The 25590-nt window shown below is 54.2% G+C and carries 31 protein-coding genes and 1 pseudogene; 7 read left to right on the top strand and 25 right to left on the bottom strand.

All coding sequences use genetic code 11. From position 1 onward, the window contains the following. Nucleotides 1–3: 3 nt before the first annotated feature. Nucleotides 4–966, bottom strand: coding sequence for a ComEC/Rec2 family competence protein (locus D5270_RS06230; RefSeq protein WP_166543253.1), 963 nt, complete (start codon nucleotides 964–966; stop codon nucleotides 4–6). 163 nt (nucleotides 967–1129) lie between these two features. On the opposite strand from D5270_RS06230, the gene D5270_RS06225 reads away from it, so the two are divergent. Beyond that, the gene (locus D5270_RS06225) at nucleotides 1130–1873 is read left to right on the top strand and encodes an AAC(3) family N-acetyltransferase (protein WP_166543252.1); all 744 of its coding nucleotides are present in this window, start codon (nucleotides 1130–1132) and stop codon (nucleotides 1871–1873) included. Nucleotides 1874–1941: 68 nt separating this feature from the next. Here D5270_RS06225 and araD read toward each other — a convergent pair whose 3' ends face one another. The 13 genes from araD to D5270_RS06160 form a co-directional block, all read right to left on the bottom strand. Beyond that, a complete protein-coding gene (gene araD, locus D5270_RS06220; RefSeq protein WP_166543251.1) occupies nucleotides 1942–2640 on the bottom strand; it encodes an L-ribulose-5-phosphate 4-epimerase in 699 nt (232 codons plus the stop codon). A gap of 14 nt (nucleotides 2641–2654) precedes the next feature. After that, the gene (locus D5270_RS06215; protein ID WP_166543250.1) at nucleotides 2655–4688 is read right to left on the bottom strand and encodes a glycoside hydrolase family 127 protein; all 2034 of its coding nucleotides are present in this window, start codon (nucleotides 4686–4688) and stop codon (nucleotides 2655–2657) included. 25 nt (nucleotides 4689–4713) lie between these two features. Beyond that, nucleotides 4714–4971, bottom strand: a complete 258-nt coding sequence (locus D5270_RS06210) for a DUF6171 family protein (RefSeq protein ID WP_166543249.1) — start codon at nucleotides 4969–4971, stop codon at nucleotides 4714–4716. Then, on the bottom strand, nucleotides 4968–6443 hold the full coding sequence (locus tag D5270_RS06205) for an alpha-N-arabinofuranosidase (protein WP_166543248.1): 1476 nt from the start codon (nucleotides 6441–6443) through the stop codon (nucleotides 4968–4970). The genes D5270_RS06210 and D5270_RS06205 overlap by 4 nt, the downstream gene beginning before the upstream one ends. 43 nt (nucleotides 6444–6486) lie before the next feature. After that, complete coding sequence (locus D5270_RS06200) at nucleotides 6487–6675, bottom strand: hypothetical protein (protein ID WP_166543247.1); 189 nt, start codon at nucleotides 6673–6675, stop codon at nucleotides 6487–6489. A gap of 39 nt (nucleotides 6676–6714) precedes the next feature. Continuing rightward, the gene (locus tag D5270_RS06195) at nucleotides 6715–8457 is read right to left on the bottom strand and encodes a glycoside hydrolase family 35 protein (protein WP_166543246.1); all 1743 of its coding nucleotides are present in this window, start codon (nucleotides 8455–8457) and stop codon (nucleotides 6715–6717) included. Nucleotides 8458–8593: 136 nt separating this feature from the next. Continuing rightward, on the bottom strand, nucleotides 8594–8749 hold the full coding sequence (locus tag D5270_RS06190) for a sporulation transcriptional regulator SpoIIID (protein WP_166543245.1): 156 nt from the start codon (nucleotides 8747–8749) through the stop codon (nucleotides 8594–8596). After that, on the bottom strand, nucleotides 8730–10265 hold the full coding sequence (locus tag D5270_RS06185; protein ID WP_166543244.1) for a recombinase family protein: 1536 nt from the start codon (nucleotides 10263–10265) through the stop codon (nucleotides 8730–8732). The genes D5270_RS06190 and D5270_RS06185 overlap by 20 nt, the downstream gene beginning before the upstream one ends. Before the next feature lie 112 nt (nucleotides 10266–10377). Beyond that, entirely contained in the window at nucleotides 10378–10725 is a 348-nt protein-coding gene (locus D5270_RS06180) for a HepT-like ribonuclease domain-containing protein (RefSeq protein ID WP_166543243.1), read from the bottom strand. Continuing rightward, nucleotides 10715–11014: a nucleotidyltransferase family protein gene (locus D5270_RS06175; protein ID WP_161473131.1), complete on the bottom strand. Its 300-nt coding sequence runs from the start codon at nucleotides 11012–11014 to the stop codon at nucleotides 10715–10717. Before D5270_RS06175 ends, D5270_RS06180 begins: the two co-directional genes overlap by 11 nt. Before the next feature lie 58 nt (nucleotides 11015–11072). Then, nucleotides 11073–11258, bottom strand: a complete 186-nt coding sequence (locus tag D5270_RS06170) for a hypothetical protein (RefSeq protein ID WP_166543242.1) — start codon at nucleotides 11256–11258, stop codon at nucleotides 11073–11075. Between the two features lie 278 nt (nucleotides 11259–11536). After that, complete coding sequence (locus tag D5270_RS06165; RefSeq protein ID WP_166543241.1) at nucleotides 11537–11896, bottom strand: plasmid mobilization protein; 360 nt, start codon at nucleotides 11894–11896, stop codon at nucleotides 11537–11539. 283 nt (nucleotides 11897–12179) lie between these two features. Continuing rightward, entirely contained in the window at nucleotides 12180–12437 is a 258-nt protein-coding gene (locus D5270_RS06160; protein WP_166543240.1) for a hypothetical protein, read from the bottom strand. A gap of 114 nt (nucleotides 12438–12551) precedes the next feature. On the opposite strand from D5270_RS06160, the gene D5270_RS16575 reads away from it, so the two are divergent. Then, nucleotides 12552–13337 carry a hypothetical protein gene (locus D5270_RS16575; protein ID WP_207709301.1) on the top strand — a complete coding sequence of 262 codons (786 nt, stop codon included), beginning with the start codon at nucleotides 12552–12554 and terminating at the stop codon, nucleotides 13335–13337. Nucleotides 13338–13535: 198 nt separating this feature from the next. Here the strand turns inward: D5270_RS16575 and D5270_RS06150 are convergent, their stop codons facing one another. The 5 genes from D5270_RS06150 to D5270_RS06130 are packed head-to-tail and all read right to left on the bottom strand — an operon-like array spanning nucleotide 13536 to nucleotide 17046. Beyond that, complete coding sequence (locus D5270_RS06150; RefSeq protein ID WP_166543239.1) at nucleotides 13536–13880, bottom strand: hypothetical protein; 345 nt, start codon at nucleotides 13878–13880, stop codon at nucleotides 13536–13538. Further along, on the bottom strand, nucleotides 13877–14332 hold the full coding sequence (locus tag D5270_RS06145) for a hypothetical protein (protein WP_166543238.1): 456 nt from the start codon (nucleotides 14330–14332) through the stop codon (nucleotides 13877–13879). The genes D5270_RS06150 and D5270_RS06145 overlap by 4 nt, the downstream gene beginning before the upstream one ends. 9 nt (nucleotides 14333–14341) lie before the next feature. After that, on the bottom strand, nucleotides 14342–14935 hold the full coding sequence (locus D5270_RS06140) for a hypothetical protein (RefSeq protein ID WP_166543237.1): 594 nt from the start codon (nucleotides 14933–14935) through the stop codon (nucleotides 14342–14344). Beyond that, nucleotides 14919–16721 (bottom strand): recombinase family protein, encoded by a 1803-nt coding sequence (locus D5270_RS06135; RefSeq protein ID WP_166543236.1) that lies wholly within the window; start codon nucleotides 16719–16721, stop codon nucleotides 14919–14921. The genes D5270_RS06140 and D5270_RS06135 overlap by 17 nt, the downstream gene beginning before the upstream one ends. Beyond that, nucleotides 16714–17046, bottom strand: coding sequence for a helix-turn-helix domain-containing protein (locus D5270_RS06130; protein WP_166543235.1), 333 nt, complete (start codon nucleotides 17044–17046; stop codon nucleotides 16714–16716). Before D5270_RS06130 ends, D5270_RS06135 begins: the two co-directional genes overlap by 8 nt. Nucleotides 17047–17235: 189 nt before the next feature. Between D5270_RS06130 and D5270_RS06125 the strand changes: the two genes are divergently transcribed. Then, complete coding sequence (locus tag D5270_RS06125; RefSeq protein WP_166543234.1) at nucleotides 17236–17460, top strand: hypothetical protein; 225 nt, start codon at nucleotides 17236–17238, stop codon at nucleotides 17458–17460. A gap of 290 nt (nucleotides 17461–17750) precedes the next feature. Here the strand turns inward: D5270_RS06125 and D5270_RS06120 are convergent. Beyond that, nucleotides 17751–17879 (bottom strand): annotated as a pseudogene (locus tag D5270_RS06120) (sporulation transcriptional regulator SpoIIID); the annotation flags it as partial. A 134-nt stretch (nucleotides 17880–18013) separates the two neighbouring features. Here D5270_RS06120 and D5270_RS06115 point away from each other — a divergent pair. Next, nucleotides 18014–18625, top strand: coding sequence for a recombinase family protein (locus D5270_RS06115; RefSeq protein WP_166543233.1), 612 nt, complete (start codon nucleotides 18014–18016; stop codon nucleotides 18623–18625). A gap of 240 nt (nucleotides 18626–18865) precedes the next feature. Here the strand turns inward: D5270_RS06115 and D5270_RS06110 are convergent, their stop codons facing one another. The 3 genes from D5270_RS06110 to leuA are packed head-to-tail and all read right to left on the bottom strand — an operon-like array spanning nucleotide 18866 to nucleotide 23186. After that, complete coding sequence (locus D5270_RS06110) at nucleotides 18866–20002, bottom strand: SLC13 family permease (protein WP_243150175.1); 1137 nt, start codon at nucleotides 20000–20002, stop codon at nucleotides 18866–18868. 30 nt (nucleotides 20003–20032) lie between these two features. Beyond that, a complete protein-coding gene (locus tag D5270_RS06105; RefSeq protein ID WP_166543231.1) occupies nucleotides 20033–21478 on the bottom strand; it encodes a sodium:solute symporter family protein in 1446 nt (481 codons plus the stop codon). Between the two features lie 25 nt (nucleotides 21479–21503). Then, a complete protein-coding gene (gene leuA, locus D5270_RS06100; protein ID WP_166543230.1) occupies nucleotides 21504–23186 on the bottom strand; it encodes a 2-isopropylmalate synthase in 1683 nt (560 codons plus the stop codon). A gap of 633 nt (nucleotides 23187–23819) precedes the next feature. Between leuA and D5270_RS06095 the strand changes: the two genes are divergently transcribed. The 3 genes from D5270_RS06095 to D5270_RS06085 all read left to right on the top strand — a co-directional run bounded on the left by D5270_RS06095 (nucleotide 23820) and on the right by D5270_RS06085 (nucleotide 24446). Continuing rightward, a complete protein-coding gene (locus tag D5270_RS06095) occupies nucleotides 23820–23999 on the top strand; it encodes a hypothetical protein (protein ID WP_166543229.1) in 180 nt (59 codons plus the stop codon). A 63-nt stretch (nucleotides 24000–24062) separates the two neighbouring features. Further along, a complete protein-coding gene (locus D5270_RS06090; protein WP_166543228.1) occupies nucleotides 24063–24218 on the top strand; it encodes a hypothetical protein in 156 nt (51 codons plus the stop codon). 75 nt (nucleotides 24219–24293) lie between these two features. Further along, nucleotides 24294–24446, top strand: coding sequence for a hypothetical protein (locus tag D5270_RS06085; protein WP_166543227.1), 153 nt, complete (start codon nucleotides 24294–24296; stop codon nucleotides 24444–24446). An 81-nt stretch (nucleotides 24447–24527) separates the two neighbouring features. On the opposite strand, the gene D5270_RS06080 is transcribed toward D5270_RS06085, so the two are convergent. Together D5270_RS06080 and D5270_RS06075 are read right to left on the bottom strand one after the other, a co-directional pair. Further along, nucleotides 24528–25094 carry an N-acetylmuramoyl-L-alanine amidase family protein gene (locus D5270_RS06080; protein ID WP_166543226.1) on the bottom strand — a complete coding sequence of 189 codons (567 nt, stop codon included), beginning with the start codon at nucleotides 25092–25094 and terminating at the stop codon, nucleotides 24528–24530. A gap of 53 nt (nucleotides 25095–25147) precedes the next feature. Then, nucleotides 25148–25513 carry a metal-dependent transcriptional regulator gene (locus D5270_RS06075; protein WP_442858593.1) on the bottom strand — a complete coding sequence of 122 codons (366 nt, stop codon included), beginning with the start codon at nucleotides 25511–25513 and terminating at the stop codon, nucleotides 25148–25150. Nucleotides 25514–25590: the final 77 nt, after the last annotated feature.

The raw sequence follows: 25590 nt of genomic DNA, 5'->3' as shown, positions 1-25590 counted from the left end.
ATATCAGCCGTCCCTTCCCTGTACAGAGTCCAGGCCGGTGGTGAAGGTTATCCTGTCACCCATGCTCTCGGCAAGTATGGTGCCGTCCTTATCGGTGCGGTAGGTAATTATTTTTTCCCTGTCCAGCTTCTCTACGGTCTCCCGGTGAGGGTGGCCGTAGCGGTTTCCTGTCTCACAGCTTATAACGGCGTAGAGGGGGTCCACCGCCTCCAAAAATTCATCTGAAGTAGAGGAACTGGAGCCGTGGTGCCCGCATTTGAGCACGTCTGAGCTGAGCATATAGCCGTCCTCCAAAATAATCTCCTCGCTCTCCTCCTCGGCGTCCCCGGTAAACAGGAAGGAGCTTTCGCCGTAGACCAGGCGTATCACCGCCGAGTAATTGTTTGCCCCGTCCCAGTCTGCGTCCATCCTTGGGGACATTACCTGGAACTGTGAGCCAGGGGGCGACTCAATGATGGCGTCCTCATGCAGCTGGTTTATGGTGAGCCCTTTGTCCAGGGCGGCGTCCAGCAGTTTCTCATAGGCGGCGGTAGTCGGAGCCCTGTCCTCGGGGAGCAGGGGCATATATATGGCCCCAATGTCAAAGCGCTGGACTATCCGTGCCATGCAGCCCATATGGTCTGTGTGCGGGTGAGAGCAGACCAGCGCATCTATGCGCTCTACACCCAGGCCCTTCAAATATTCGGTGAGGCCGTCAGCGTACTCATATTCGCCGGTGTCTAGCAGCATATTGAAATATCCGGTTTCCCCGGGTATCCGTATGAGCTCGCTGTCTCCCTGGCCCACGTCCAGAAAGTAGACCTGCAAGGGCTGGTCGGCTGAGCTGTCCGGCAGGGGAACCGAATTTATCCCCTCCGGGGCGCCGCCGTCCGAAAGGTTTATCCGGCTTGAGAGCAGGAACAGAACTATCAAAACTACGAGCCCCGCTACAGGGCCCAGGCTGTATTTTGACCTTTTCTTGTTCATGGCGTGTCCTCCAATCTTTTCCTCACTATGTGAGCATTATAACACGAAGGAGCCCCTTTGAACAGCCCCCAATTTTTTTCGCAGAAATTTGCCGCAGCTATTGACTTTGGTCTGAGCAAAATGTTAGCATTTTAACATAATAATAAAGAAAGGAGATGTACACATGACAGAAAGAGAACAGCTTATACGGGATTTGCAGATGCTGGGCGTTAAAGAAGGGGACGCGGTGCTGGTGCACTCGTCTATGAAAGCCCTGGGAACCAGGCTCACCCCGGAGGAGGTGATAGCGGCCTTGCAGGAGTCGGTAGGGGAATCCGGCACGTTGCTTATGCCGGCCCTGACCTATGAAAACGTGAGTGGTGAGCATAGGGTGTTCGACAGCGAGACCACTCCGCCATGCATAGGCCTCCTGCCTAGGGTATTCTGGAGACAGCCCGGTGTTGAGCGGAGCATAAACCCAACCCACTCGGTCTGTGCCAGGGGGGCGCTGGCCCACAGGCTCACCGTAGGGCATGGGATGGACGACACCGCTGTAGGGCCCCACTCGCCTTTTATGCAGCTGGCGGTAGTGGGGGGAAAGCTGCTGTTCATTGGGGATATACTGGAGGCATGTACTTTTATGCACGGCATAGAGGATATAGTTCGCCCGCCATGGATAAGGTACGGCTTTACCAATACCTACATAGTCAACGGCGCGGAGCGGCAGTACCAGGGCGCCGACGACTTCGGCTGGGGGCAGGAATTCCAGAGGATAGGGGATATTTTAGAGGAGCCGGATATTATCAGGGGAAAGCTTCTGAACGCAAACGCATATCTTATAGACGCCCGGGCCCTGCTTGCCGTGGGGCTGATGGAGATGCGCATAAATCCCTACGCCTTTGTAACAGACATCTCAAAGTGGATATAGCCCCATTCTGACATAAGTAGAGAGCGCCCGGAAAATGTCTCCGGGCGCTCTCTATGTCTTTCCGGCAGTCAGCCCTGCCCATAGTAGGCATTGGCCCCATGCTTGCGAAGGTAGTGCTTATCAAGAAGCTCCTGCTGCATTCGGACGGATTCAGGCTCAAGCATTATGGCGTGCCAGTCCATAAAGGCGACCTCCTCCATCACCACGGCGTTGTGCACGGCGTTTTTGGGGTCACTGCCCCAGGCGAACGGGCCGTGGCTGTGGACCAGTGCCCCGGGGATACTCATGGGGTCGGCGCCGCACTTATGAAACGTCTCGATTATCACATTGCCGGTCTCCAGTTCATAGCTGCCGCAAATCTCCTCCGGAGACATTCTTCTTGTGCAGGGGATATCCCCATAGAAGTAGTCGCCGTGAGTGGTGCCCATAGCCGGAATGGACCTTCCGGCCTGGGCGAAGGTGGTGGCCCAGCGGCTGTGGGTGTGGACTATACCCCCGAGCTTTGGGAAAGCACGGTATAAGGCCAGGTGAGTGTCCGTGTCGCTTGAGGGCTTCCATCTGCCGTCAATGCGCTCGCCGCTCTCCAAGTCCACTACGACCATATCCCCGGTTGTCATACCGTCATACTCCACCCCTGAGGGCTTTATCACCATCAGGCCCCGCTCCCGGTCTATACCGGACACATTGCCCCAGGTGAAGGTAACAAGGCCGTGCTTTGGCAGCAGCAAATTTGCCTCACAGACCTCCTGCTTCAGTTTCTCCAACATAGCATACTCCTAACTTATACCCGCACCCAAACGCTCATTTCACCCTCGCCCCGGTTGGCCCAGGCGTAGTAGGGGATGAACTTCAGCTTGGCGGGGGATTCCCTTGGCGGGGCGTAGTCGGCGTAGAGGGGAGAGCCCTCGTCCGGCAGCTCAAGACGGTAACCGTCAAGCTCCAGGGCACACATTTTCTGCCCGCAAATCTCTATATCGCTCACAATAGCCCTATCTATAGCGCCAGGGTCCACCCTCAGTAGGTGCAAATTCTCTCCGTTGTCGGCCTGTTCAAGGCAGTAGCAGACAGGTCCTCTGGTGACAGCCACGCGGCCAAGGTCCTCCCGGACCCTGGGGTCGGCTGAGCTCAGGCGGATATCCATGGGGAAATTGAGCTCTACCCGGTCGCCGTCATGCCATAGGCCGGTAAAGTATATATAGCCGTCTTTCTCAGAGCGTTCCATACCCTCAGGGCCGGTGACTGCAGGCTTCCTGCACCAGCCCGGGAGCCGGAAGGCCAGGGTGCACATGGCGGGCGTATCGGTATGTACGGTCATAGCGGCGCGGCCCTCCCAGGGGATACTGCTCTCTAGGGTCAGCCGGAGCTTAGCGCCACCAACTTTCTTGGTTATCTCGCTGCCCATATACAGGTGTGTAAAGACCGCGTCCTCCCTCTCTGTGAAGGCATACGCCGCAGCAGAGGTGACTATCCTAGCGATATTGGGCGGGCAGCAGGCGCAGCCAAACCACTTCTGGCGCACCGGCTCCACATGCTCAAGACGGGTATCGGCTTTACAGGCTGCGGGGTCCACCTCCAGAGGGTTCACATAGAAGAAGCTCTTGCCGTCCAGGGCCATACCGCTGAGCACGGTGTTGTACATAGCCAGCTCCATGACATCGGCATACTGGGAGACCGGGTTTATCTCCAGCATACGCCTTGCGAAAAAGGCCAGGGAGATTGCCGCACAGCTCTCGGAATAAGCCGTGTCGTTGGGCAGGTCGTAGGGGTAGGAAAATGCCTCGCCCACTGCCGTGCCGCCAATCCCGCCGGTAATATATAGCTTTTTCTTCACAATATTGTCCCAGAGCCTGTTACATACCGCCAGCATGGAATCGTCCCCGGTGAGTCTTGCCCCGTCTGCCATGCCGGAGTAGAGATACCCGGCCCGCACCGCGTGCCCCATAGCCTCCTCCTGCTCCCGCACAGGCTTATGGGCCTGGTAGTAGGCATAGGGAGCCGTGTCCCCTTTTGGCTCGTGGCGGCCCTCGCGGCGCCTCTCCTCCTCCAGGAAGTAGTTGGGCTCTGTGCCCCGCTGGTCCAGGAAGAACTTGCCAAGGGCAAGATACTTCTCCTCGCCGGTGATCTCATAAAGCCGGAAAAGGGCCATCTCCGCTATCTCATGTCCCGGATACCCCTTTCGCTTACCTTCCTCAGGCCCGAAGCACTCCCCCACATAGTCGGCATACCTCTTTGCCGCCCCAAGCAGCCTGTCCTTGCCGGTAGCCATATAATAAGCCGCAGCGCTCTCCACAAGGTGGCCCAGGCAGTAGAGCTCGTGGTGGTCTTTAAGGTTTGTAAAGGAGCCGTTCATTCCGTTTAGAATATAGTAAGTGTCCAGATACCCGCTGTCGTGCTGGGCCGCGCATATTACGTCGATAGCGCCGTCCACGGTGGCCTCCAGCTCCGGGTCCGGGTGGTTGCATAGGGAGTAGGCCGCGGCCTCCACCCATTTGTAAAAATCCGAGTCCTGAAACACAAAGCCGTAGAATTTATCCGGGTCCGGATTGTTCTTGTCCTCAGGAAGGGTCTGGAAGCCCCGGAAGGTATAGGAGGGCTCGGTAAAGCCCGGCTGGGATTTGCGCTCCATAAGCCTTGCCGCCGCACGGAAGTTGTGCATACAGAAGCTGGGCTCAGCGCCCGGAACCCGGTCGTTAAGGGCATCCCACTGGTAGGGTATCACCTCCCGGCGCACAGTCTCCTGTATGGTGTGCCAGAAGGGGTCCGTGACCTTTACCCTCCCTATATCTATAGGTCTGCTGAATTTACTTTTGTCCATAATAAGCCTCGCTTATTTGCTAATATTATATCTCCCGCTCCCAACGCCCCATGGGGCAGGCCATATGCCGTTTAGCTGCCCGGACCTCTGCAAAGCACCCGCACTGGGCGCACATGCCGTTTTTCAGTTCCGGGCACGCCCGGCAGACGCCGAGCCTGCGGGAGTATATCTCCGGGCTGGCCTTTAGCTCCTGGGGCAGGCTGTCTATATATTTGTATACAGATTTAAAATACTCGCCGTCCAGCTCATTTAACAGGCAACGCCTACAGCGGGGCGCTGTCATTTAAGTGTGAACGCCGCAACCGAACAGACGGGCAGGGTGGCCCTAAAGCCATCGCCGGTGAGCCCGGCAGTCAAAGTGGCGGGCTTCACATTATCAGCGCTGTCAAAGTCGTTATAATCGCCTATGGCCCCGGACAGCACGCGCCCGGAGACTTCGCGGAGTTTCCCAAGGCCTGTAACGGCGCAGTCCAGCTCCGCAGGGCTGTTATCGTCCAGGTTTGCCACGGTCACAAGCACTGTGCCGTCGTCCCGCTGGCTTGCAGAAATGTGAAGGTCAGGGACTTGACTGCCGCCTATCATAGCGGTCTCAACATAGCTCTCAAGCTGCCTCGCATCCTGATGGCCCTTATACATCTCGAATACATGGTAGGTTGGGGTCAGCACCAGCTTGTCCCCTTCGGTGAGCACCACCGCCTGGAGCACGTTCACAGTTTGGGCGATATTAGACATTACGACCGTATCACAGTGGTTATTAAAGATATTCAGGTTTATGGCGGCTACAAGGGCGTCCCTCATTGTGTTCTGCTGATACAGGAAGCCGGGGTTTGTGCCGGGCTCCACGTCAAACCAAGTGCCCCATTCGTCCACGCAGAGCCCAATCTGCCTGTCTCCCTGATACTGCTTTATAATGCGGGAGTGGTTTTCCACCAGATCCTCCATGTAGAGCGTGTTATACAGCGTGGAGTAATACTCCTCCCTGGGGAAGCCGGTAGCAGGCCCCTTGTCCTCCCAGCGCTTGGTGCGGGGCCGGGTGTAGTAATGCAGGCTTACGGCGTCGATGAAACGCCCCGCCCGCTCCATAACTGTCTTTGTCCAGCTATAGTCACCCTCGCTGGCGCCGGAGGCTATCTTATATATAGAATGCTCGGGGTCGTAATTGCGGAGATAGGTGGAGTATTGGCGGCAGAGGTCTCCATAGAATTCCGGGCGCATATTTCCCCCGCAGCCCCAGGCCTCGTTGCCGATACCCCAGTACTTCACGTTCCAGGGGGCGTCCTGCCCGTTAGCCCGGCGCTCCCCCGCCATTGGGGACTGGCCGCCCATATTGCAGTATTCAACCCAGTCGGAGAACTCCTGCACTGTGCCGGAGCCCACGTTGCCGGAGATATACGGCTCGCAGTTCAGCTGGCGGCAGAGTTCCATAAACTCATGGGTGCCGAAGGAATTGTCCTCGGTGACCCCGCCCCAGTTGGTGTTCACTATCTTCTTGCGGCTGTCCTTTGGGCCGATGCCGTCCCGCCAGTGGTAGGTGTCTGCAAAGCACCCTCCGGGCCAGCGGAGCACCGGGATGCCCATGGCTTTAAGGGCGTTTACAATATCTGTGCGCATACCGTTCACATTGGGGATACTTGAATTTTCCCCAACATAAATGCCGTTATAGATACACCGGCCAAGGTGCTCGGCGAAATGTCCGTAGATATTCCTGTTGATGCGCCCCTTGGAGCGGTTTCCGTTGACTATTGCCTTTGACATCTTTTATGTACCTCCCTTTCCAATCGGCTCTATATCCCGTATCTCACAACAGCGGGACACTGATTGCGGCGCCCTGGAAAATGCCCAGGGCTGCTGCCAAGGCAAGCAGGGCCTCGGCGAAGCCTACCAGCACCATAAGCACCAGCAGTATCGTGCGCAGAACGCCCAGCCCAGGCGGTGGCGGCTGGGGCGTAAAGACCGGGGCCTCCCGGAGTTCAGTTTCTGGATTCATACTGACATATTCCTCTTATTCACGTAGTATTGCGGGACTTTAACCTATATCCGGAGTCCCTCTAAGGGCGATGGAATCGCCGGCCTTGCCCTCAGTCTCGAAAAGTATAATCTCATTTGTGCCGGCCTTCAGCAGGGGTCCGGGGATGTACAGCCGCTTCTGAGGGCCTATCTCCCAGAACCTGCCCAGGTTTACGCCGTTCATAAAGGCCACGCCCTTGCCCCAGCCCTCAAAGTCAAGGAAGGTGTCGCCTGTTTCCTCGATGTCAAAGGTGAAGCGGTAGAAGGCGGGCAGGCCCTCCTGATACCCTTTTGCAAAGTCCAGCTTAGAGAGGTCGTCCAAAGGCAGGGGGTACTGCTTCCAGCCGTTATGCCAGTGCCCGTTAAACCAGACGCCCCCTTCAATGCCCTTGCGCTGCTCCTCCAGCTTAACGGCGAAGTTCACCCGCCCAAGGTCCTCGACCAGGATGTCCATGTCCGCGCCGCGCTTAAAGCTCACGTCCATCTCGTGCTCTTCTAAGAGCTCCTTGTCCATGAGGGTGATAACAGGCTTCTTGTCCACGAACACCTGGGCGCGGTCGTTTGCCCTGTGAAGGCGCAGGCGGCGAAGCTGCTCCTCGGTGCGCAGGTCTGTGTGGTATAGTATGTAGCCGTAGCTCTGGCCCAGCTTCTCCATGGGCTGGGGGAAGGTATTCTCTATAGGAGAGCTCAGGCTGTCCAAAACGGAGAACAGGCCGACTCTGCCGCTTACAGGTATAACTCCGTAGTCCATGCGCTTTATCTCGGTGGTAAGCTCCACCTCGGGGATGTCCTGGTATTTTCCGATGACCTCCCTGAAACGCCGGTACTTCTCAGTTATCTGCCCATCCTCAGTTAGTATGGCGTCGTAGTCGTAGGAGGTGGTGTCGGGGGTGAGGTGGTCGTAGTAATTGGCGCCGTTCATGAAGCCGAAGTTTGTACCGCCCTCAAACATGTAGAAGTTTACATTGCCAAGCTCCAAAAGCTTATCCAGGTCCTTTGAGGCCCCCTCCAGGTCCCCCCTCATATGCCCGCCGTTGCCCCAGGCGTCAAACCAGCCTATCCAGAACTCCATGCACATCAAAGGGGTGTTTGGGCGGAACTTTGCGAGATAGCCAAAGGCTTCCTCGGCCCGGGAGCCAAAGTTGGCTGTGGCGAGGACGCCGTCCATTGTGCCGCCGTGCAGCATGTCATGGGTGGGGCCGTCGGAGGTGCACAGGGGCACGGTCACTCCCAGTTCCCTCATCAGGTCCCGGAGCCACTCTATGTACTGCTTATCGTTGGCATAGGAGCCGTACTCGTTCTCTACCTGCATCATTATGACCGGCCCGCCATTATCTATCTGCAAAGGTACGAGCCTCTTCATAAGGGCCTCATAGTAATCCCGCACATGCTTCAGGTACGGCGGGTAGTACACCCTAAAGCGCATACCGTCCTCACTGAGCAGCCAGGGGGGCAGCCCGCCCAGCTCCCACTCGGCGCAGATATACGGCGACGGCCGCAGTATCACATAGAGCCCAAGCTCCTGGGCCAGCTTTACAAAGCGCTCCACGTCGAGCATTCCGTCAAAGCGGAATTTACCCTTTTGAGGCTCGTGCATGTTCCAGGGTATGTAGGTCTCAACGGTATTACAGCCCAGCGCCTTCAGCTTTTCAAGCCTGTCACGCCAGTATTCGGGTACCACACGGAAATAGTGTATGGACCCTGAAATTATCCTAAAGGGCTCGCCGTCCATATAAAAACGGTCTCTCACTTCAAAACTCATAGCTGTCCTCCCTTGGGGTTGATAAAACCATTATAGCGCCCCGCGAACAAGGTGTCAATTCCCAAATAATAAAACCCCTATATAAATGAAAGCCGAGCAAAAAAGGTCCCGCCCCCGCAGGGGCCGGACCTTCCGCTCATTTCAGCGACTCATATTTTTTCTTGGTGGCAAGCCCGCCGCGGATATGCCGTTGGGCCTTGTTCACGGCCAGGATATTTTTTACGTCCCGATAGAGGCCCCGGTCGATATACTTTAGACGCTGGGAGACGTCCTTATGTATGGTTGTCTGCAATCACTACGGTTTCTTCCAGACCTAAATCGCCTAGAAGCCGCAGGTAGATGTCCACGTTGCCGTCCTTGTCCACCTCGATTTTCTGGATCAGCCGCTTGAGCTGAGCGTTGGTCATGGAGTGCACATCGGTGATGTCCTCGATGGTCTTGAAGGTGTTTTGCAAGATGCTTTCCAACTGGTCGCCTTTGGTGATATTGTAGCCGACGATTTTCAACTCGTTTTCAATGCGCTCGATTTCCTTCTTTGAGCCGCCTATCTTCTCGTTCAGCTCCTCCCGGCTGATAAGGTCATCGGTGTACATATCCATGTACTTCTGGCGGGTCTTTTGGAGCTTAGCAAGTTGGGCGGTCAATTCCTTTTCATACTCCTGGTTATCATCCTTAGTGCGGTAAACCCGCTGGAACTCCTTGACAACATAGGGGATGATATTTTTCTTGGACATCAGCACCTGGGCGAAGTATTCCTGCAAGGCGCCTGTCAATTCGTCCTCGTCCACGGTGACGGCGTTGGGGCAGCTATCCGCGCCCCGCCCGGTGTGGCCGGAGCAGACCCAGCGCACATAGGTGTTTTTGTAGGTGCGCACGGTGCGGTAGAAGGACCAGCCGCACTCCTTGCACTTGATGAGGGTGGAGAACAGGTGCTTGTTGCTCTGGCGCTGGTGGTCGGTGCGGAAAGTCTTGTGGCGGGAATCCAAAATCTCCTGGGCCTGCTGGAAGGTTTCGGGGGAGATGATTTGCAGTTCGGGCCTGTCCACCACGATCCAGTCATCCTCAGGCTTGTCCGCTCGCTGGCCGGTGAGGAAGTCGGAAACTTCCTGCTTGCCGTTGATGATTTTACCAATGTACAGTTCATTGGTCAAAATGCGGCAGATGGCGTTCTGGCTCCAGGAGCAGTTGCGCTTGGTGCGCAGGCCGCGCTCGTTGAGGGTGTTGGCGATTTTCGCCGCGCCCGCCCCTTCCTCAGTGTACATATGGAAGATTTGGCAGACAATGTCAGCCTCTGTTGGGTTAATTGCCAGATTAAAATAGTCCCCAGCGGTCTTATCATAGCCGTAGACGATGTTGGGAACCCGGCCTTTTTCGGCGTTCATCTTCTTGCCGAACTTTACCCGCTTGGAGGTGTTGGCGCTCTCCTCTTGGGCCAGCGCGCCGAAGATAGTTAGCACGAACTCGCTGTTGCCCATGCTGGTCATGTTGGCAGTGAGGAACTGGGTCTCGATGCCCAGGGCTTTCAGCCTGCGGACGCTTTGGAGAAGGTCCACAGTGTTTCGGGCAAAGCGGCTGATGTCCTTAACCACTACCATGTCGAACAGATGGTGCTCGGCATCCGCCATCATCCGCAGGAACTCCTTGCGGTTCTTGATCTTTGTGCCGGAAATGCCCTCGTCGGCGTACAAGCGCACAAGCGCGTCGCCGGTGCGCTTGGTGTATTCTGAGAAGAATTCTTTCTGGGCTTCTAGGCTGTTAAGCTGGTCCTCCTTGTCGGTGGAGACGCGGCAATAGGCAGCGATGTTCATGGGGCACCTCACTAATTCATTTTAAACGTTTTGTTACTACTGAGTTTACCACACTTCTTTCAGGAAAGCAATAAAAAATATTGACGGAGCCGTTTTTTCGGCCCCGCCATATTTAAGAATTTGTTTTGATAATCGATTCTAATTCTTTATGAAGCATGGGAATGTCTACCGATACGGTGTCCCACACGATTTGCATATTGACCCCGGAATAGCCATGCACAATCCGGTTGCGCATGCCGTAAATCTGCTGCCAGGGGATGGTTTTAATCTGCGCCTTTGCCTCGTCGCTCAGAGATTCCTTTGCAAGCTCGCCGATTTGCATCAGGTTGAAGACGGTAGCCTCCAAGCGCATGGCGTCGGATGAAAAATCTTCCAGCGTACGGCAATCGGCACAGTAGCGCATAATGCTTTCGATATGCCGAAGGATTTTTCTCAGCACCGCAAGATCCTTACTGCCCATAAATCGGCACCCCTGTCTGCCGTATCTCTGCATCAATTTGAGAGCCCTCCTCGATTTGTGAAACATCGATAAGGTCAACCGGTACGCTCAGTGTGGATGAAACACCTTCCAACAGGCCAAAGAACGCCAGCCCGCGCAGGCCGCTGTCAACCAGAATGTCCACGTCACTGCGGGGAGTGGCCTGTCCCTTTGCGTAGGAGCCGAACAGCACCGCTCGCCGCACGCCATAGCCAGCGAAAACCGGGTGGAGAATATTTTCGATTTCGTGGATGGAATAAACCTTTTGCATAAGGCCGCCCCCTTTCAAGACTATTGTACCGCATTGGCGGAAAAATAGCAAGAGAAAATCACATTGCCCTGGTAATGGCTTCATGTTCCGTTTCTTCCCCGGCCTGAACTTCTTGCGCCGCCTGTTGGACCGCGTTTTCAACCTTTGGGCGGTTCGATTCGAGGAAAACCTTTAGTATGTAGTTGGCCGTTTGGCTGTCGGGGTTGGGATTATGAAAACGGTAATTCAGCTTTTTTTTACTCAAATTGTTTGCCAGGCCTCCTTTGGATTCAGCTTCTCGATGTGAATATATATGAAAAGCGGCCCGGTGATAGCACCGAACCGCTGGGGTAAATTAATTGGAGTTGGGTATTATGCCGGCTGTCAGGCCAATGATTGCTTCCCATAGGCGGTCTTTGTAGTCAAAAATTCCGCAAATGTGTTCTCGCCATCGCAAAAATGCCGCTGACCATGCGCTGGCCAGTGGCATCATCCGCAACTTTTTTCTCCTGCAAGCAGTAGGAAATCACGCCTTTCATGGCACTAATTGATTGGCGGCTCTCCTGGATAAATTTTATGGTTGCCATCATCGACCTCCCCTATGCGCGGGAGCTGCTGGTAAAGCATCCGCTGGCCTTGTATGACTTCCATAAAGTCAGCGGAGTGGAACGCTCCCGCATTGATTTTCATGGTGATTTGGTTGATGTTGTTGTCGATTCTTTTCAGCTCAATCAGCAGAGGCTTGATGTTCTCGGCAACGTGAATCTCCGTGCGCAACGATGTTGCAACGAAAAAATCTGTAACGCTGAGTTGAGCCTTCTTTGCTTTCTTTTGAATCATTTCTTTCTCTGTTTTTGTCAGACGAATCGTCAGAGTTTCTGCTCGTTTTCTATTGCCTTTCATACCTTTCTAAAGTGGGTACGGGCTTCTGCCCGGTTCTTTTGTGCGGGGCGGACAGCCACGCGCTCTGCTTGCCCCAGCGGGAGGCCCCCCCAGCGGGAGGCCCTTACGGCCCTCCCCTGCCGGGAAATCCGGCCCCTTTGAACCTTGCCGCGAAACGGGGCCAGAATTGCCCCAAAACGCCCTTCTCAGGGCCTGGTGGTGGAGACGTACCCAGCTGCCGCCGAAAAACGCCAACACGGGCCTGCTGTGGCCTCACAGGGGCGCAAGGGTCGAAAGTAGCGGCTCACGCTGAATGGGCGTTTCCCCTAGAGAATACCGGGAGTTCAGCATTGTAAGGGTCGCAAGGGACGGTAAATCCGGCACCACTCAAAGTTGCGTCACTTGCGGCACTTACGTCCTTTGCAGAGACAAAGAAGACTTGCACCAGCCGCTGTCCATTACTTTTGCGGCTTTGGAAGAAGACACCCTTTCCCGGCTGAAACCTCATGTCCTGTAGGGTTTCGCCGTCGATGACGGTAAGCTTTTCGATGGGTTTTGGCATACACATCAGTCCTTTCGGTAAAATAGAAACGCTCCCAGCTTGAAAAAGTGGGAGCAGTATTCATATTGCAAACCGGAAAGGACTCTGGTATAATTTGGGCAAGAGGTGACTGCCGTGCCACAGGTCAGGTATAAAATCTACTCACTTTCTGCTAGCGCCCTCATGGCCTATGCTCAGGGAGGTGCGGAGAGCGGCTATGCCTTTACTCTAAATGCTAAAGCAACGGAGAAGTGCAAGGTACTTTCCTCGCTCCATGAGCAACAGGACTGCGCGCTGCTCTTTCAGACTATGTGTGTTCTGCGTGGAGACAACTACCAGCTACCGATGGAGGACACGCTCATCAGCGACCTGTCGGACGTGATTTGCTACGTAGATTTCAGCAATATCTTCGACCGGAATGCCGCGCAGAACCGTCATGCCGTTCGACAGAAGAAAGCAGAGAGTATGTTCCGGCCAGAGGGCATCGTGCTGGATTTTGGCGCTGGACCCTGTCGGTATCTGGCTTTCGAGCGCTCCAACAGCATGAGCCGCAAGGCGCAGATCTCTTTCGTGCGAGAGGACATTTACGAGCCGCTGCGCCGGAGGATCATGCTGGATATGAAGATTGGTTCTTGCCAGTTGAGCAAACTGTACGCCTATAATGGACTGATGCTCTCCGGCGGAACAAGGTTAGATGGGATTGAAATTGATAAGCCCCATCGGGTGATTGTGATCGACAATGAAGAATCCAGTGTGTGGAACGTGCCGGTCATCACCGTCATTGATAAGTTCATGCCCCTGTTTCCAGCTTTTTGGCGGCAGGGACCGAGTCAAGAAAAAACGAGAACCTTTGATCAATTCAAAACGCTTTTAAAAAAGGATTTTCGCTGGGAATCACAGGCTTTTGAGAGGTATGCATAAATAAAATGAACTGGCATTATATATCAATACGCCAGTTCATTTCTAATTTACACGTACCGGATAGTAATTGGATGTATTGTGCTTACATAGCATTTGCCGCTTGTGAAAATAACATATCACATTATTTAGTAATTCCTGCCACGCTATATGGGAAGGCCATTTCACTTCATAACCCACAATAGAAGTTCTGTTTTGCTATCAGATAGCCTCGGCTTTATCCAAAAAGAAGAGCGCAGAACGGGTGTCCGCCGCGATCCGTCCAGGCACACGGTAGGAACAACCCAGGTCCCAGCCGTGAAGCTCCGCCAGGATTGTACACAGTTTATAGCTGGATATTTCCAGCGGCCGCTTGCCATCATATACTTCCCGTGGGATCATATGCGAGGTAAAACCCCTTTTGCCATAAGGCTGGATCAGCAGGATCCGCCCATCCTTGGAGATAAGAAAGCGGATCCGTTCAGGACTGCCCATAGAGCGAAGGGCTTCCACAAAAATATGGATTCGGTTCGCTTTCAAATAAAAAGAGATGTATACGCCATTCATTTTGCCGTCTTTTTCTCTTTGGCCTTCCACTGCTCAGGGGCGCTGAAATCAAAGAGGAGCATGATCTTGTTCTCCACTGTCACAACGTGTCCCACGGCCCTGTAGACCCAGCTGGTATCCCAGCCCCATATCTCATAGATTTGTGAGGAGAACCGGACGGATTCCATGCGTCTTGGTGCGTACTCTTTAATGTTTTTGCGCCATATGATGCTGTCCTTGTCTTTGACGGTCACCGGGACGGCCAAAAGGCTTTTCTTCTGTGGATGTACCTCCAGGCGGATGCGCTCACAGCAGTTCAGCGCGGTCAGCGCCAGCCTGTTGAAGGTTATCCCCGAACTCCAAATGGTGCAGGACGGCGAAGCACAACTGCTGACATGGGAGAAAAGCTCGCCGCTGACTACTTGAAAGCCCTCAATTGAAATTGGCTCTACTTCGGTCTTGAATTGATTCATTTTTCCCTCCTAAACGCGGCCTGTGGTAATATATCCATCAGCAAGGTTGATTTTATAGCTGTCTTCATGCCGTTCTGCCGGGATGCCGAAATACTCCCGCCACTCGCCGGGAAGATAGGACTTTCCCCTTTTTCCTCCCACAAACAGTTCAAAGTCGGTCAGCTTGAATAGAAACAGTACTTCCTTTTGATAGACGGCGGGATTCCCCATAATCTTATACCTGTACTCACTGTCCCAGCCCATCAGGTCGAATATTTTGGCGGCAAATATCCTGCAAAGCATATCCCGGTTCACAAGCTCCTTATCCCCGCCGCCTTTCGCCCAACGCAGGGCGTCCGGCGTTTCGGGCGGACAGGGCCGGATGATCAGCCGCTTTTGCTCCGGATGTATCAGCAGCTGTATGTGCGTTACCCCCGGAAACCGCCTGAGACAGGACATATTGAAACGGATGCGCGCCGGCCAGATGGTGAGCGCTGGTTCGCGGGTATGGGAGAACAGTTCCGCTTTTGTGACCTGGAACCCCGCCAGGTCCGGTACGATCTCTTCTTCCCCGTCAAGCATTGTTTGGCAGAATATCTGGTCCAGCTTATCCTGTGCCGGCATTTCCAACACCATCCTTCTTTTTGAGTTTGTCCGCCAACGCTTGAAGCTCGCAGCCGGTGGGCGTTCTATATTGCTCGACCCCCGGGGCAGGCACGCTGGGCCTGTCCGCTTGCCACGCTGCGCTTTGCCCCATATAAAAGATGCCGTTCTCGCGGATGTGGTCATAGAACTCATCGCCAAAGCTGTATTCCCAGGCTTCCGGGTATAGCTCAGCGCGCCGCAAGCGGGCTCCGCTGGTTGGAGACAGCGGCACGGCAGACACCGCGTCTTCCAAATTATAAACAATAATCTGCTTGTGCTCCCGCTGCACCCATGTCCCCCGGACCTTATATAAGTAATTCGGGTCCCACTCCATCATGCGAAAGAGAGCCGTGCCAAAATGCTGGCAGCGCAAAATTTTTGCATACAAGGGCATATGCCCATCAGGGCGCCATTTGATGCAGTGTACGGCCCCTTTGTCACAGGGCCGTATGGCGATCTTCCGCTGGGAAGGATGCAGGAGCAGCTGGATATGGCCCACGTCGGAAAACGTCCTCACACAGAACAGGTTGAATATGATCTTGTCTATCCCGATCGTTACCGTCGGCCCCTCATATCGTGCCTGCGTAAACTGGCTCCTGACCACCTGATAGCCTTTGAGGTCGAACCGGGAAAAGGAACTTTTGAGCAGGCGGATCTCCCTGCGCGGTATGCTTACGCTGTTTGACAAGTCATAATACAGCCCGGGGTCGTCATTGATCCAATGGTGGTTAATGGGAACGAAACCGCGAAAGACGCCGTCGTCTATCACATGGAGGGGAGGCATTCCGCCGCGCATACTGTGCTTCCTGCTTTCAAGGAGGGCCTGCGCCATCTCGAATTTTTCCCTTGTAATGATTGCTTCGTGTTGCTCCCTGTAGTAATACTGATCCACGTCCTGGCGGTTCTTTTTGCGCTTGTGGTTAAACAGGTCGGAGGTAAAGGTCTTCCAGGTCAGGATATCGCCACAGTAGCGTTCGTTGGAAAGGATGTAGCCCACCGAACTGTTGCTCCAGCCGGTGTTTCCGGTTTTTGTCCCGCATCCAATATCCGTAAGAAAAGCGGCGATATCTGCCTGGGACCAGCCATACAGGTAAGCGTCGAAAATAAAGCGGACCACATTTGCCTCGGCCTCGTTGACGACCAGCGGGGCATGCTTGATGTAGTGGCCAGCGGCGTCCCGCTGCCTATCATAACCAAGCAGAGGAGGGGCCAGCAGCTGGCAGTCCTTGAACCGTTGGGACAGGGACCAGATCATGGCTTCCCGCTTTTTGACGGATTCCTCCTGGGCAAAGGAGGCAAGAAAGGTGAGCATAAATTCGGAACTTTCTTCTATGGTATTCAGATTATCCGTTTCAAAAAATACCCCCACCGGCGGATCAAGGTTCTTGAGCCTACGGACCAGAGAGATACAGTCCACCAGGTTCCTGGCAAAGCGGGAGACGCTTTTTGTTACAATCAGGTCATATTCTCCCTTTTCACAGGCGGCGATCATGTCGTTAAACGCCGTGCGGTTTTTCAGCGAGACCCCGGAGATCCCCTCATCGGCGTAAATATGCCGCAAACTCCAGTTGGGCCGCTGGTCTGCCAGCTGGCGGTAGTGGGCCTGCTGAAGCTCAAAGGAAGACAGCTGCGCGTCGTTGTCGGTAGAAACGCGGCAATACGCGCATACACGGAAAAGCCGGTTCCTGAGAGTGGCTTTCGGTTTGGCGGGAATAAAGCGTTTCTCCCAGGTATCGTGATTCGGGGAACAGATGGGTTCAGGCATCGGGTATCCCCTCCTCCTGTAGCTGGCGAAGCTGTAGGTTCTTTTTCGACAGTGCGAAAGCAAGCTTATAGACCAGGGCTTTTTCCTCTCCGTTCAACGCAAGGGAGTCAAACCCGAGGGAATCCGTACGTCCCAAAAGATAGTCTGTGCTTACGCCAAACACATCTGCAATCCGCGAAAGCGTGTCCAACGAGGGCTGCCGGATGTTACTTTCGTAGGACGAGATGGTACTCCTGTCTACACCGATTAGGTTGGCTAGCTGGCTTTGGGCTAAATTTTTGGACTGCCGGAGATAACGGAACCGTTCTGGAAAGTCAAAGATCATTGCCTACACCACCTTGCTGATTATAAAGAATTATACCAGCAAACCTGTTACAGTGGGTAGCATCTGTGCGACAGTTTGTAACGTTTGGGCTTTTGGAGCAGCTTTTTGATGAGACTCGGCTTAACGGTAAAAAATCAAAACTCTCTGAATAGAATTGAATAATTGAGCTGAATGTACGGAAGCCGTGCTGTGAAAAGACAAGATTACCGCCCCCGCATGATCGACAAGACCCTACAAGAGTATCCATCCACCTTCGGAGCCGTCTGTGCGGATGGGCAAAAATGGTGCGGCACAACCTGGACTTTATCCTACCACAACGGTGCGGGGCGCAATGGCAAGTTGCGTATGCGGCCCATGTCTCTCTACAAATCCAGCGATTCCAGCAGGCAGCATTGTTGCCCAAGGGATATTTGAACGCTGTGGTTGGCGACGACATGTACTGCATCGATGGCGTCAAGAGGGACACATCCAAGCTTCTGCGCTCCCTGGCCCGGTACGAGAGGACGCCCCCAAGGGTCAGCATCCTGCCGCGATGTGTGTGCCGTGCGGATTGGCGAACGCAGCGTACCAGCGGCCGGACGGGTGTTTGTGGTGCCGGTCACTGCGCTGAAAGACTAGGGAAACAGAAAGAGCCAGTGTACACTCTTGCATCTGTGTACACTGGCCTTTCCACTATTTCACTAGCCATAGCAACCGTTCTGTTTTGTTTCTTCCATATGCACCGTACTCTTACTAACCCCAAACTGCTTGGCAGCGCAGCGGACGGTTGCCTTATTTTCTACGATATACTCCCCTAGCTTGGTAGCGCGGTCGTCGATAACATTGTTTGACATATAGGGCACCTTCTTTCGGTGCTATATATGTATGCGCCAGCGGACGGGTATATGAGAAACTGATGTAAAAGTAAACCTGTCAGGCCCTTATTTATTGTAAAATAAATTCCAAAATCCACATAAGGAGGATGGAAATGACAGGGAATATTTATGGGTATGTGCGGGTGTCCACCGCCGAACAGAACCATGACCGCCAGCTCGTCGCCATGAGGGCTTTAGAGGTGCCCGAAAAAAATATCTACTCGGACAAGCAGTCCGGAAAGGACTTCCAGCGCCCAAATTACCTTAAAATGGTAAAAAAGCTTCGGCGGGACGATATGCTGTACATAAAGAGCATAGACCGCCTGGGCCGGAACTATGAAGAAATTCTGGAGCAGTGGCGCGTGCTCACTAAAGAGAAGGGGATAGATATTGTAGTTTTGGACATGCCCCTGCTCGATACCCGCCGGGATAAGGATTTACTTGGCTCCTTTCTCAGCGATATAGTGCTCCAGGTGCTGTCCTTCGTAGCGGAAAACGAGCGGGTGAATATACGAGCCCGCCAGGCCGAGGGCATAGCAGCAGCCAAGGCCAGAGGCGTGCACTTCGGCCCCCAGGCCAGGGCCCTGCCCGAGAGCTTCCCGGCGCTGTACCAGGCGTGGCGGGAAAAGAAAATAAGTCTGCGCAAAGCCGCGGAAGCTTGCGGGGTGCCGAAGTCCACCTTTTATGACGCGGCACAGCGTATGAAAAGCCGGGACAATATGTAGTGTGTACCTATACGAGGATGTGCTTTATTTCGCAACCAGGGATAATTGGAGCAACAAAGCCACCACAAAGAAATTTCTGGCATGGCGTGACAATTACACCGAATCAGGCAAAGATGCAAGTTCATACATTGCCATTTTGAGACATTCATGCCGTGGAGCAATACTGACAAAAACAACACAATCCACAACCCCGCATACAGCTAAAAAACATCCCTAAATTTACTTATCAGTATGCTGCAACTACCGCCCCCAAACAACCCAGAACAGTACCAGCGCACCCAAAAACCAGAGGTTCGCCGTTGTAAAATACCGAAAATAGGCCCCCACTGCCCCCTTCTCCCTACGCACTACAAGCTTATAGGAAATCAAACTTGCCATAGACGCTATAAGAGTTCCCAGGCCGCCAAGATTGACGCCGATAATCAGGGAGGGGAAGTCCTTCGTGAACCCGGAGAGCAGCAGTGCTGCAGGGACATTGCTGATGACCTGGCTGGCGGCGATTCCCGCAAGCACCTCGTTTCCGGAGACGATTTTTTGCAGAAGCCCGGCAAACTGGGGCAGCCTGCCCATGTTGCCGATGAAAATGAAAAAGCCTATGAAAGTCAGGAGAAGGCTGTAGTCGATGTGGGAAAATATGGCCCTGTCTGTCAAAAGGAGTCCAATGACGGTGAGGCCCAGTGCGGCGGGATAGGGGATGGCTCTAACTACGGCCAGCAGGTCGATAAAGAATAACAGGGCATACACCCCTAAACAGAGCGGCTTGCCGGAGAGGGCTGTCCTCTCGGCAAAGGCTACCTCGACCGGGGCTTTATGTGCCCTGGATTGAATCAGGCTCCAGGCTGAAAGAAGCAAAAGGGAGGCTATGGTGTACGGCAGCATGAGCAGAATAAACTGGGAGAGCGTTGTACCGGCCTTGCCGTAGAGATAGAGGTTTTGAGGGTTGCCCACAGGCGTGAGCATACTCCCAAGGTTTGCGGCTATGGTCTGGAGCACTACGGTGGGGACCAGCAGCCGCGTCCTTATTTCCTGCCCTGCCAATCCAAGCACGGTGAGGGTGAAGGGCACGAAGGTGATGAGTGCCACGTCGTTTGTGATGAGCATGCTTGAGAAGAAGCAGAGCAGGACCAAAATCATGACAAGCTGCCAGGCGCGCCGGACCCTTGTGAGGAGGGTTTCTGCTACCCACTGGAACAGTCCGGTCTTCTGAAGCCCGGACATGACGCCCATGAGGCAGAACAGGACAGCCAGCGTACGGAAGTCAATATAGTTGATGTATTCCCCGTCAGGGGGCACAAGAAGCATGGAGACAGAGGCCAGGATAAGCGCGGCGCAGAGTACAGCCTCCTGCTTAATGAAGCGGGTAATCTTTTCTTTCATTTGGGTATCCATCTGAATCCTGCTGACTGTTTATGCCGGCTGCCTACCGGCAGTAAGCTTGCTGACCACAAAGCACAGGGCGAAGGATATCCCCATGGCAAGGCAGGCATACAGAGGGCCGTCCGGCGTGGTGAAGCCGGATATTACAGCAGGCAGGAAGGCGGTCAGAAAGCCGCCCAGCATACCGGCCCAGGCCCCGGCGCGGTTAATGCCCTTCCAATATAGGGAGAGGAGGTAGGGCGCTAGGAAGGAGCCGGAGATTATTCCCCAGGAATAGGACATCATTTCAAGTATGGGTGTGGGGTAGTTGGCGATGAAGTAGCTTACCACCACGAATACAAGGCATAGGATACGCGTGAGGGCGGCAAGGTCCTTCTCGTTTATCTTCTTGGCGACAGTGGGCTTCACCAGGTCCATAGACACGGTGGAGCAGGCCGTGAGGGTAATGCTGGAGAGGGTGGACACCGAGGCCGAGATGAGCAGCACCAGTATCACGCCCACCAGCAGGTCCGGCAGGCCGGCCTGGTCCAGCATAAGGGGCACAAGGAAGTCTTTGCCGCCCTGGGGCATGGTTTCGCCAAAGAACAGGTGGGACAGCGAGCCGATAAAGTACCCGCCGCCGGCAACCAGGAGGGCGAAGACGGTGGAGATTACGGTGCCCCGCCTTACCTCCTGCCTGTCCCTGATGCCGTAGTATTTATGCACCATCTGGGGCAGGCCCCAGGTGCCGAAGCTTGTCATGAGCAGTGTGGAGATAAGCGCCACAGCGGGCCTGCCGCTAAGGGGCAGCATTTGGTGGGACCTCATGTACTCCGCCATATTTGAGAGCCCGCTGCTGAGCCCGCCCACCTGTGGGGAGAGCACTACCAGCACTATCAGCGCCGTAACGCCTATCATCATCACGAAGCCCTGGACAAAGTCGGCTTTCAGCGTGGCTATATACCCGCCAAGCACCAGCAGCAGCGCCGAGGCGATGGCAATTATTATCATGCAGACCTGCTCATCTATGCCGAGTATCACCGAACAGACGCTGGTGAGGCCCTTATACACTGAGGCCGAGTAGGGGATTAAGAAGACGAAGATGACTACGCAGGCGAAAAGCCGCATTTTGGAGCTCTTAAAGCGGGTCTCAAATAGCTGGGGCATGGACCGGATGTCGTGCTTCCTGGTGTACTCCCGGGTGCGGTCTGCCAAGACAAGCCAGGCCAGCAATGAGCCGAACACCGCGTTGCCAATACCCACCAGCACGCTCCACAGCCCATAGCTCCAGCCGGAGCCCCCGGAGTAGCCGATGAACATTACCGCCGAGAAATAGGCGGTGCCGTATGAGAGGGCGGATATCCACGCCCCGGCGCTCCTTCCGCCCACTGTGAATGAGGCCATGTCGGTACCCTTGCGGGAGTACAGTATGCCTACTGCCAGCATGAATATGGCGTATACCCCTATAACTATCCAGATAGTCAGTTGCTTGTCCATTAAGATTTCCCCTCAAAGCAGATTTTTATGAGCGAAGATTGCGGTTAATGGCGCAGATTATCCCCTTAATAGAGGCAATGCTGATATTGCTGTCTACGCCGACGCCGAACAGCCTCTCACCCTCATGCTCAAGCTCAATATATGCGACCGCCTGGGAGTCGGCGCCCCCGGAGATGGCGTGCTCACTGTAGCTGACAAATTCGTAGTGCTCAAGGCCAACGGCTTTTATGGCGCTGAAGAAGGCGTCGATGGGGCCGTTGCCCTTGCCGGAGACAGCCCGGGTTATCTCGTCGTGGCGGATGGTGCCCTCAAAGTCCACTATAACCTTGCCGTCGCCGCCGTCCTCCTCGAATATTTTATAGCTGATAAGGTCGTAGGGCTCGTGCACGTCAAGATACTCGTTCTTAAAGATATCAAAGACCTCCTGGGCGCTTATCTCCCGGCCCTTCTCGTCACAGAACTTTTTTACAAGCCTGCCGAATTCCGGGTGCATGGCCTTGGGCAGCACATAGCCGAAGCTCTGGTGCATTACAAAGGCCGCGCCGCCCTTGCCGGACTGGCTGTTTATGCGCACTATGGGCTCATACTGGCGCCCCAGGTCCGCAGGGTCTATGGGCAGGTAGGGCACCTCCCAGTAGGGGTTCTGCTCCCTCTGCATGGCGTTAACGCCCTTATTTATCGCGTCCTGGTGGGAGCCGCTGAAGGCTGTGAACACAAGCTGGCCCGCGTAGGGGTGCCGGGGATGTACATTCAGCTCAGTGCAGCGCTCGTAAACCTCTCTAATGTGGTTCATATGGCTGAAATCAAGCTCAGGGTCTACCCCCTGTGAATACATGTTCATGGCAAGGTTCATAATATCAGAGTTGCCGGTGCGCTCGCCGTTGCCGAAGATGGTGCCCTCCACCCGTTCGGCCCCGGCCATTATCCCAAGCTCTGTGGCGGCGGTGGCAGTGCCCCGGTCGTTATGGGGGTGCAGGCTTATAATGGCGCTGTCCCTATGCTTCATGTGACTGCAGCAATACTCTATCTGGTCGGCGTAGGTGTTGGGGGTACACATCTCCACGGTGTTGGGAAGGTTTATTATGACCTTATTATCCGGGGTAGCGCCCAGCTCCTCAAGCACCCTGTCGCAGATAAGCACGGCGTTGTCCATCTCTGTGCCGGAAAAGCTCTCGGGAGAATACTCATACCTTATATTTATATCAGAATTGGCTGTGATTTCCTCCGTGAGCTTGCGGATAAGCTTCGCGCCGTTCACGGCAATATCTATGACCCCCTGCATATCGGTATTGAACACAACACGGCGCTGGAGGGTGGAGGTGGAGTTGTAGAAGTGGACTATTACATTCTTTGCGCCGTCTATGGCCTCAAAGGTCTTCCTGATAAGGTGTTCCCTCGCCTGGACAAGCACCTGGATAGTTACGTCGTCCGGGATAAGGCCCTGGTCGATAAGGGTGCGCAGTATCTCGTACTCTGTTTCAGAGGCAGAGGGGAAGCCAATCTCTATCTCCTTAAAGCCGATATCGCATAAGAGGCGAAAAAACTCCAGCTTCTGCTCCAGATTCATGGGATTGATAAGGGCCTGGTTGCCGTCCCGCAGGTCAACGCTGCACCAGGCCGGGGCCTTGGTGATGGCCTTGTCGGGCCAGGTGCGCCCGGGAAGCTTTATGGGCTCGAAGGGTCTGTATTTACGGTAGCCAAGGTTCATTTAAAATCCTTCTTTCTATTATATAATTATTGATTGGTAGCTCGCCGGGGGAAATGAAAAGCCCCGAACGCTTTTTAAAAAGCGCCCGGGGCGAAAAATTCGCGGTACCACCCAGGATTTCGTAAAAGCAGCCGGGCCGCTTTTACTGCTCAGTGCCTCTGACAAGGCCGGGCGGGTAACGGCGCCACACGGCGGCACTTACTGACCCCATAGGGGCGTTGGGCGCGGCAACTCGGGGAACAGTATACGCGGCGGTCCTGCTGCCTGCTCGCACCGTCCGCAGGCTCTCTGAAAGGCCGGAAGCGCCGATTTCTTCCCGTCACAGTTTTTAAGGATATTATGCACAACCAGTATACCATGGCTGGAGGGTATTGTCAAGCGGAGACGGATATTTTGTGTATTTATAAATTCACAAAAATTTTTGAAAATTTCTTTATAAAAACCCTTGACAACTTTATAAACTTGATTTATAATATAGTCACAAGGTCGGGGACAGAAAGCTCCAGAGAACAGAATTATAAACTCAACACTTGTTACGGAATTGAGGGTTGAACCCGACAAGTGTTTGATTTATAATATAGCCACAGCTCAAGAGAAACACGGAAAGCACAAATACTGAGAGGAGAGTTTTATATGAAGAACAGCATTAACAACATCATGAAGACCGGAAGGAACGCCCTAAACCACATATATATGGCTCGCCGTCAGGCCGAGAGCTTTGAGCAGTTCATGCAGGAGAGGGCCGGAGTGTTCCAGGTAACCGCGACTAAGGAACAGGCGATGTTCTGGAGTCAAGGCTTGCTGGCCCGGTAGTAACTTTACAGAGTGTTTACACATATTTTAGAAAATATTTATAAATCCAGAGGAGAGATAATTATGAAATACAATCAGAAGAACATCATCGAGAGAATCCGTGAGTCCATTACCCGCCGCCAGAGCGAGAGCTATGAGCGATTCATCCAGGAGAAGGCCGGAGTCTTCCAAATCACAGGGCAGAAGGAACAGGCCATGTTCTGGTCCATGAATGCCTGAAAGCCGCAAGTGAAATCAAGATAAAATAAAGTAACTGAAGTAGAATAGATATACAGCCTGAAAGGAGAAACCACCATGAAAAAAATCAACAATATCATCCGCGATACAATGAGCCGCCGCCAGGTGGAAAATTATGAGCGCTTTGTGCAGGAGAGGGCCGGCGCGTTCCAGGTGACAGGCCAGAAGGAACGGGCTATGTTCTGGGTGCTGTCCCCCATGGCCCGCTAAAGAGACAATAAGTTTTCGTCACTCCCAATAAAAAGCCTATCCCCCCAGTGATGAGGGGATAAGCTTTTTATTTTGTGTGCCTTAGGTAAACCCAAAATAGCTGAGCATACCCTGATAGATGCCCCGGGCGAAGGACCTTGGGTCGTCCCGCAGCTTCATGGCGTCCCCGGGGTTTGACAGATACCCAAGCTCCACCAGCACCGCGGGCATAGTGGTCCTTCTGAGCACATACAGCGAGGAATTCACCCGCACGCCGTTATCCCTGGTACCGGCCTCCTGCACAAGGCCCTGTATAATGTGCTGCCCAAGCCAGAAGGCCTGGGTGCCCTCCTGGTACACATATACCTCGGAGCCGTTGATAGCCGGGTTAGGGTTTGAGTTGCAGTGTATGCTGATAAAATAGTTGGCGGGCCAGGAGTTTGCCATGCGCACCCGGGCGGCAAGGCTTGTGCTGTTGCTGGTGCCCAGGCTCTCTGTGGGGGTATTCCTTGAGAGCCTTACGGCAAAGCGGGGGTCGTCCCGAAGCATTCCCGCAAGGGACTGGCCCACCACATAGGTCACGTCCTGCTCCCGAAGCCCGTTGCCCTCAGCCCCGGCGTTGACGCCGCTGGGGTTATGGCCTTGGTCTATGAAAACTCTTATAGGCAAGCGCTCACCTCCTTCCCCCCAGTCTATGCCCGGGCGCAAAAGGAGGTGCGGCCTTATCCGTCCACGTGCTTCTGTATGGCCCTGAAGGTCTCCTCGCTTATTACATGCTCTATCCTGCAGGCGTCCTCTGCAGCCACGTCCTCCGGCACGCCAAGGGAGGTGAGCCAGCGGGTAAAAAGCAGGTGCCGCTCGTACACCCCTTCGGCTATGGAACGGCCCTCCTCGGTTAGGGTGATATACCCATCCTGGTCCACGGTTATGCAGCCCCTCTCCCGCAGGTGCTTCATGGCAACGCTGACGCTGGGCTTGCTGAATTCCATCTCAGAGGCTATGTCTATGGAGCGCACAGCGCCCATGCGCTCGTGAAGTATAAGTATGGTCTCAAGATAATTTTCCGCAGATTCCTGAATTTTTTTCACTGGGGCTCCCATCCTCTCCGCTTATGTGATATACTGTCTATATTATAGTATATCTCCATACATATTTCAAGCTTCAG

This window comes from Acutalibacter sp. 1XD8-36, assembly GCF_009917525.1.
Lineage (GTDB): Bacteria > Bacillota > Clostridia > Oscillospirales > Acutalibacteraceae > Acutalibacter.
Note: the sequence above shows the minus strand (reverse complement) of the source record. Positions and strands in the feature narration are given on the sequence as shown.

Excerpts from the sequence above, each read along its gene's own strand:
- D5270_RS06230 (WP_166543253.1), bottom strand. The coding sequence starts at position 966 with ATGAACAAGAAAAGGTCAAAATACAGCCTGGGCCCTGTAGCGGGGCTC.
- D5270_RS06215 (WP_166543250.1), bottom strand. The coding sequence starts at position 4,688 with ATGGACAAAAGTAAATTCAGCAGACCTATAGATATAGGGAGGGTAAAG.
- D5270_RS06115 (WP_166543233.1), top strand. The coding sequence starts at position 18,014 with ATGACAGGGAATATTTATGGGTATGTGCGGGTGTCCACCGCCGAACAG.
- D5270_RS06145 (WP_166543238.1), bottom strand. The coding sequence starts at position 14,332 with ATGAATCAATTCAAGACCGAAGTAGAGCCAATTTCAATTGAGGGCTTT.
- D5270_RS06135 (WP_166543236.1), bottom strand. The coding sequence starts at position 16,721 with ATGCCTGAACCCATCTGTTCCCCGAATCACGATACCTGGGAGAAACGC.
- D5270_RS06180 (WP_166543243.1), bottom strand. The coding sequence starts at position 10,725 with ATGGGCAGTAAGGATCTTGCGGTGCTGAGAAAAATCCTTCGGCATATC.
- D5270_RS06150 (WP_166543239.1), bottom strand. The coding sequence starts at position 13,880 with ATGAATGGCGTATACATCTCTTTTTATTTGAAAGCGAACCGAATCCAT.
- D5270_RS06205 (WP_166543248.1), bottom strand. The coding sequence starts at position 6,443 with ATGTCAAAGGCAATAGTCAACGGAAACCGCTCCAAGGGGCGCATCAAC.
- D5270_RS06160 (WP_166543240.1), bottom strand. The coding sequence starts at position 12,437 with ATGCCAAAACCCATCGAAAAGCTTACCGTCATCGACGGCGAAACCCTA.
- D5270_RS06105 (WP_166543231.1), bottom strand. The coding sequence starts at position 21,478 with ATGGACAAGCAACTGACTATCTGGATAGTTATAGGGGTATACGCCATA.
- D5270_RS06140 (WP_166543237.1), bottom strand. The coding sequence starts at position 14,935 with ATGCCGGCACAGGATAAGCTGGACCAGATATTCTGCCAAACAATGCTT.
- D5270_RS06085 (WP_166543227.1), top strand. The coding sequence starts at position 24,294 with ATGAAAAAAATCAACAATATCATCCGCGATACAATGAGCCGCCGCCAG.
- D5270_RS06165 (WP_166543241.1), bottom strand. The coding sequence starts at position 11,896 with ATGAAAGGCAATAGAAAACGAGCAGAAACTCTGACGATTCGTCTGACA.
- D5270_RS06090 (WP_166543228.1), top strand. The coding sequence starts at position 24,063 with ATGAAATACAATCAGAAGAACATCATCGAGAGAATCCGTGAGTCCATT.
- D5270_RS06130 (WP_166543235.1), bottom strand. The coding sequence starts at position 17,046 with ATGATCTTTGACTTTCCAGAACGGTTCCGTTATCTCCGGCAGTCCAAA.
- D5270_RS06225 (WP_166543252.1), top strand. The coding sequence starts at position 1,130 with ATGACAGAAAGAGAACAGCTTATACGGGATTTGCAGATGCTGGGCGTT.
- leuA (WP_166543230.1), bottom strand. The coding sequence starts at position 23,186 with ATGAACCTTGGCTACCGTAAATACAGACCCTTCGAGCCCATAAAGCTT.
- D5270_RS06185 (WP_166543244.1), bottom strand. The coding sequence starts at position 10,265 with ATGAACATCGCTGCCTATTGCCGCGTCTCCACCGACAAGGAGGACCAG.
- D5270_RS06095 (WP_166543229.1), top strand. The coding sequence starts at position 23,820 with ATGAAGAACAGCATTAACAACATCATGAAGACCGGAAGGAACGCCCTA.
- D5270_RS06210 (WP_166543249.1), bottom strand. The coding sequence starts at position 4,971 with ATGACAGCGCCCCGCTGTAGGCGTTGCCTGTTAAATGAGCTGGACGGC.
- araD (WP_166543251.1), bottom strand. The coding sequence starts at position 2,640 with ATGTTGGAGAAACTGAAGCAGGAGGTCTGTGAGGCAAATTTGCTGCTG.
- D5270_RS06200 (WP_166543247.1), bottom strand. The coding sequence starts at position 6,675 with ATGAATCCAGAAACTGAACTCCGGGAGGCCCCGGTCTTTACGCCCCAG.
- D5270_RS06195 (WP_166543246.1), bottom strand. The coding sequence starts at position 8,457 with ATGAGTTTTGAAGTGAGAGACCGTTTTTATATGGACGGCGAGCCCTTT.
- D5270_RS06175 (WP_161473131.1), bottom strand. The coding sequence starts at position 11,014 with ATGCAAAAGGTTTATTCCATCCACGAAATCGAAAATATTCTCCACCCG.
- D5270_RS06110 (WP_243150175.1), bottom strand. The coding sequence starts at position 20,002 with ATGAAAGAAAAGATTACCCGCTTCATTAAGCAGGAGGCTGTACTCTGC.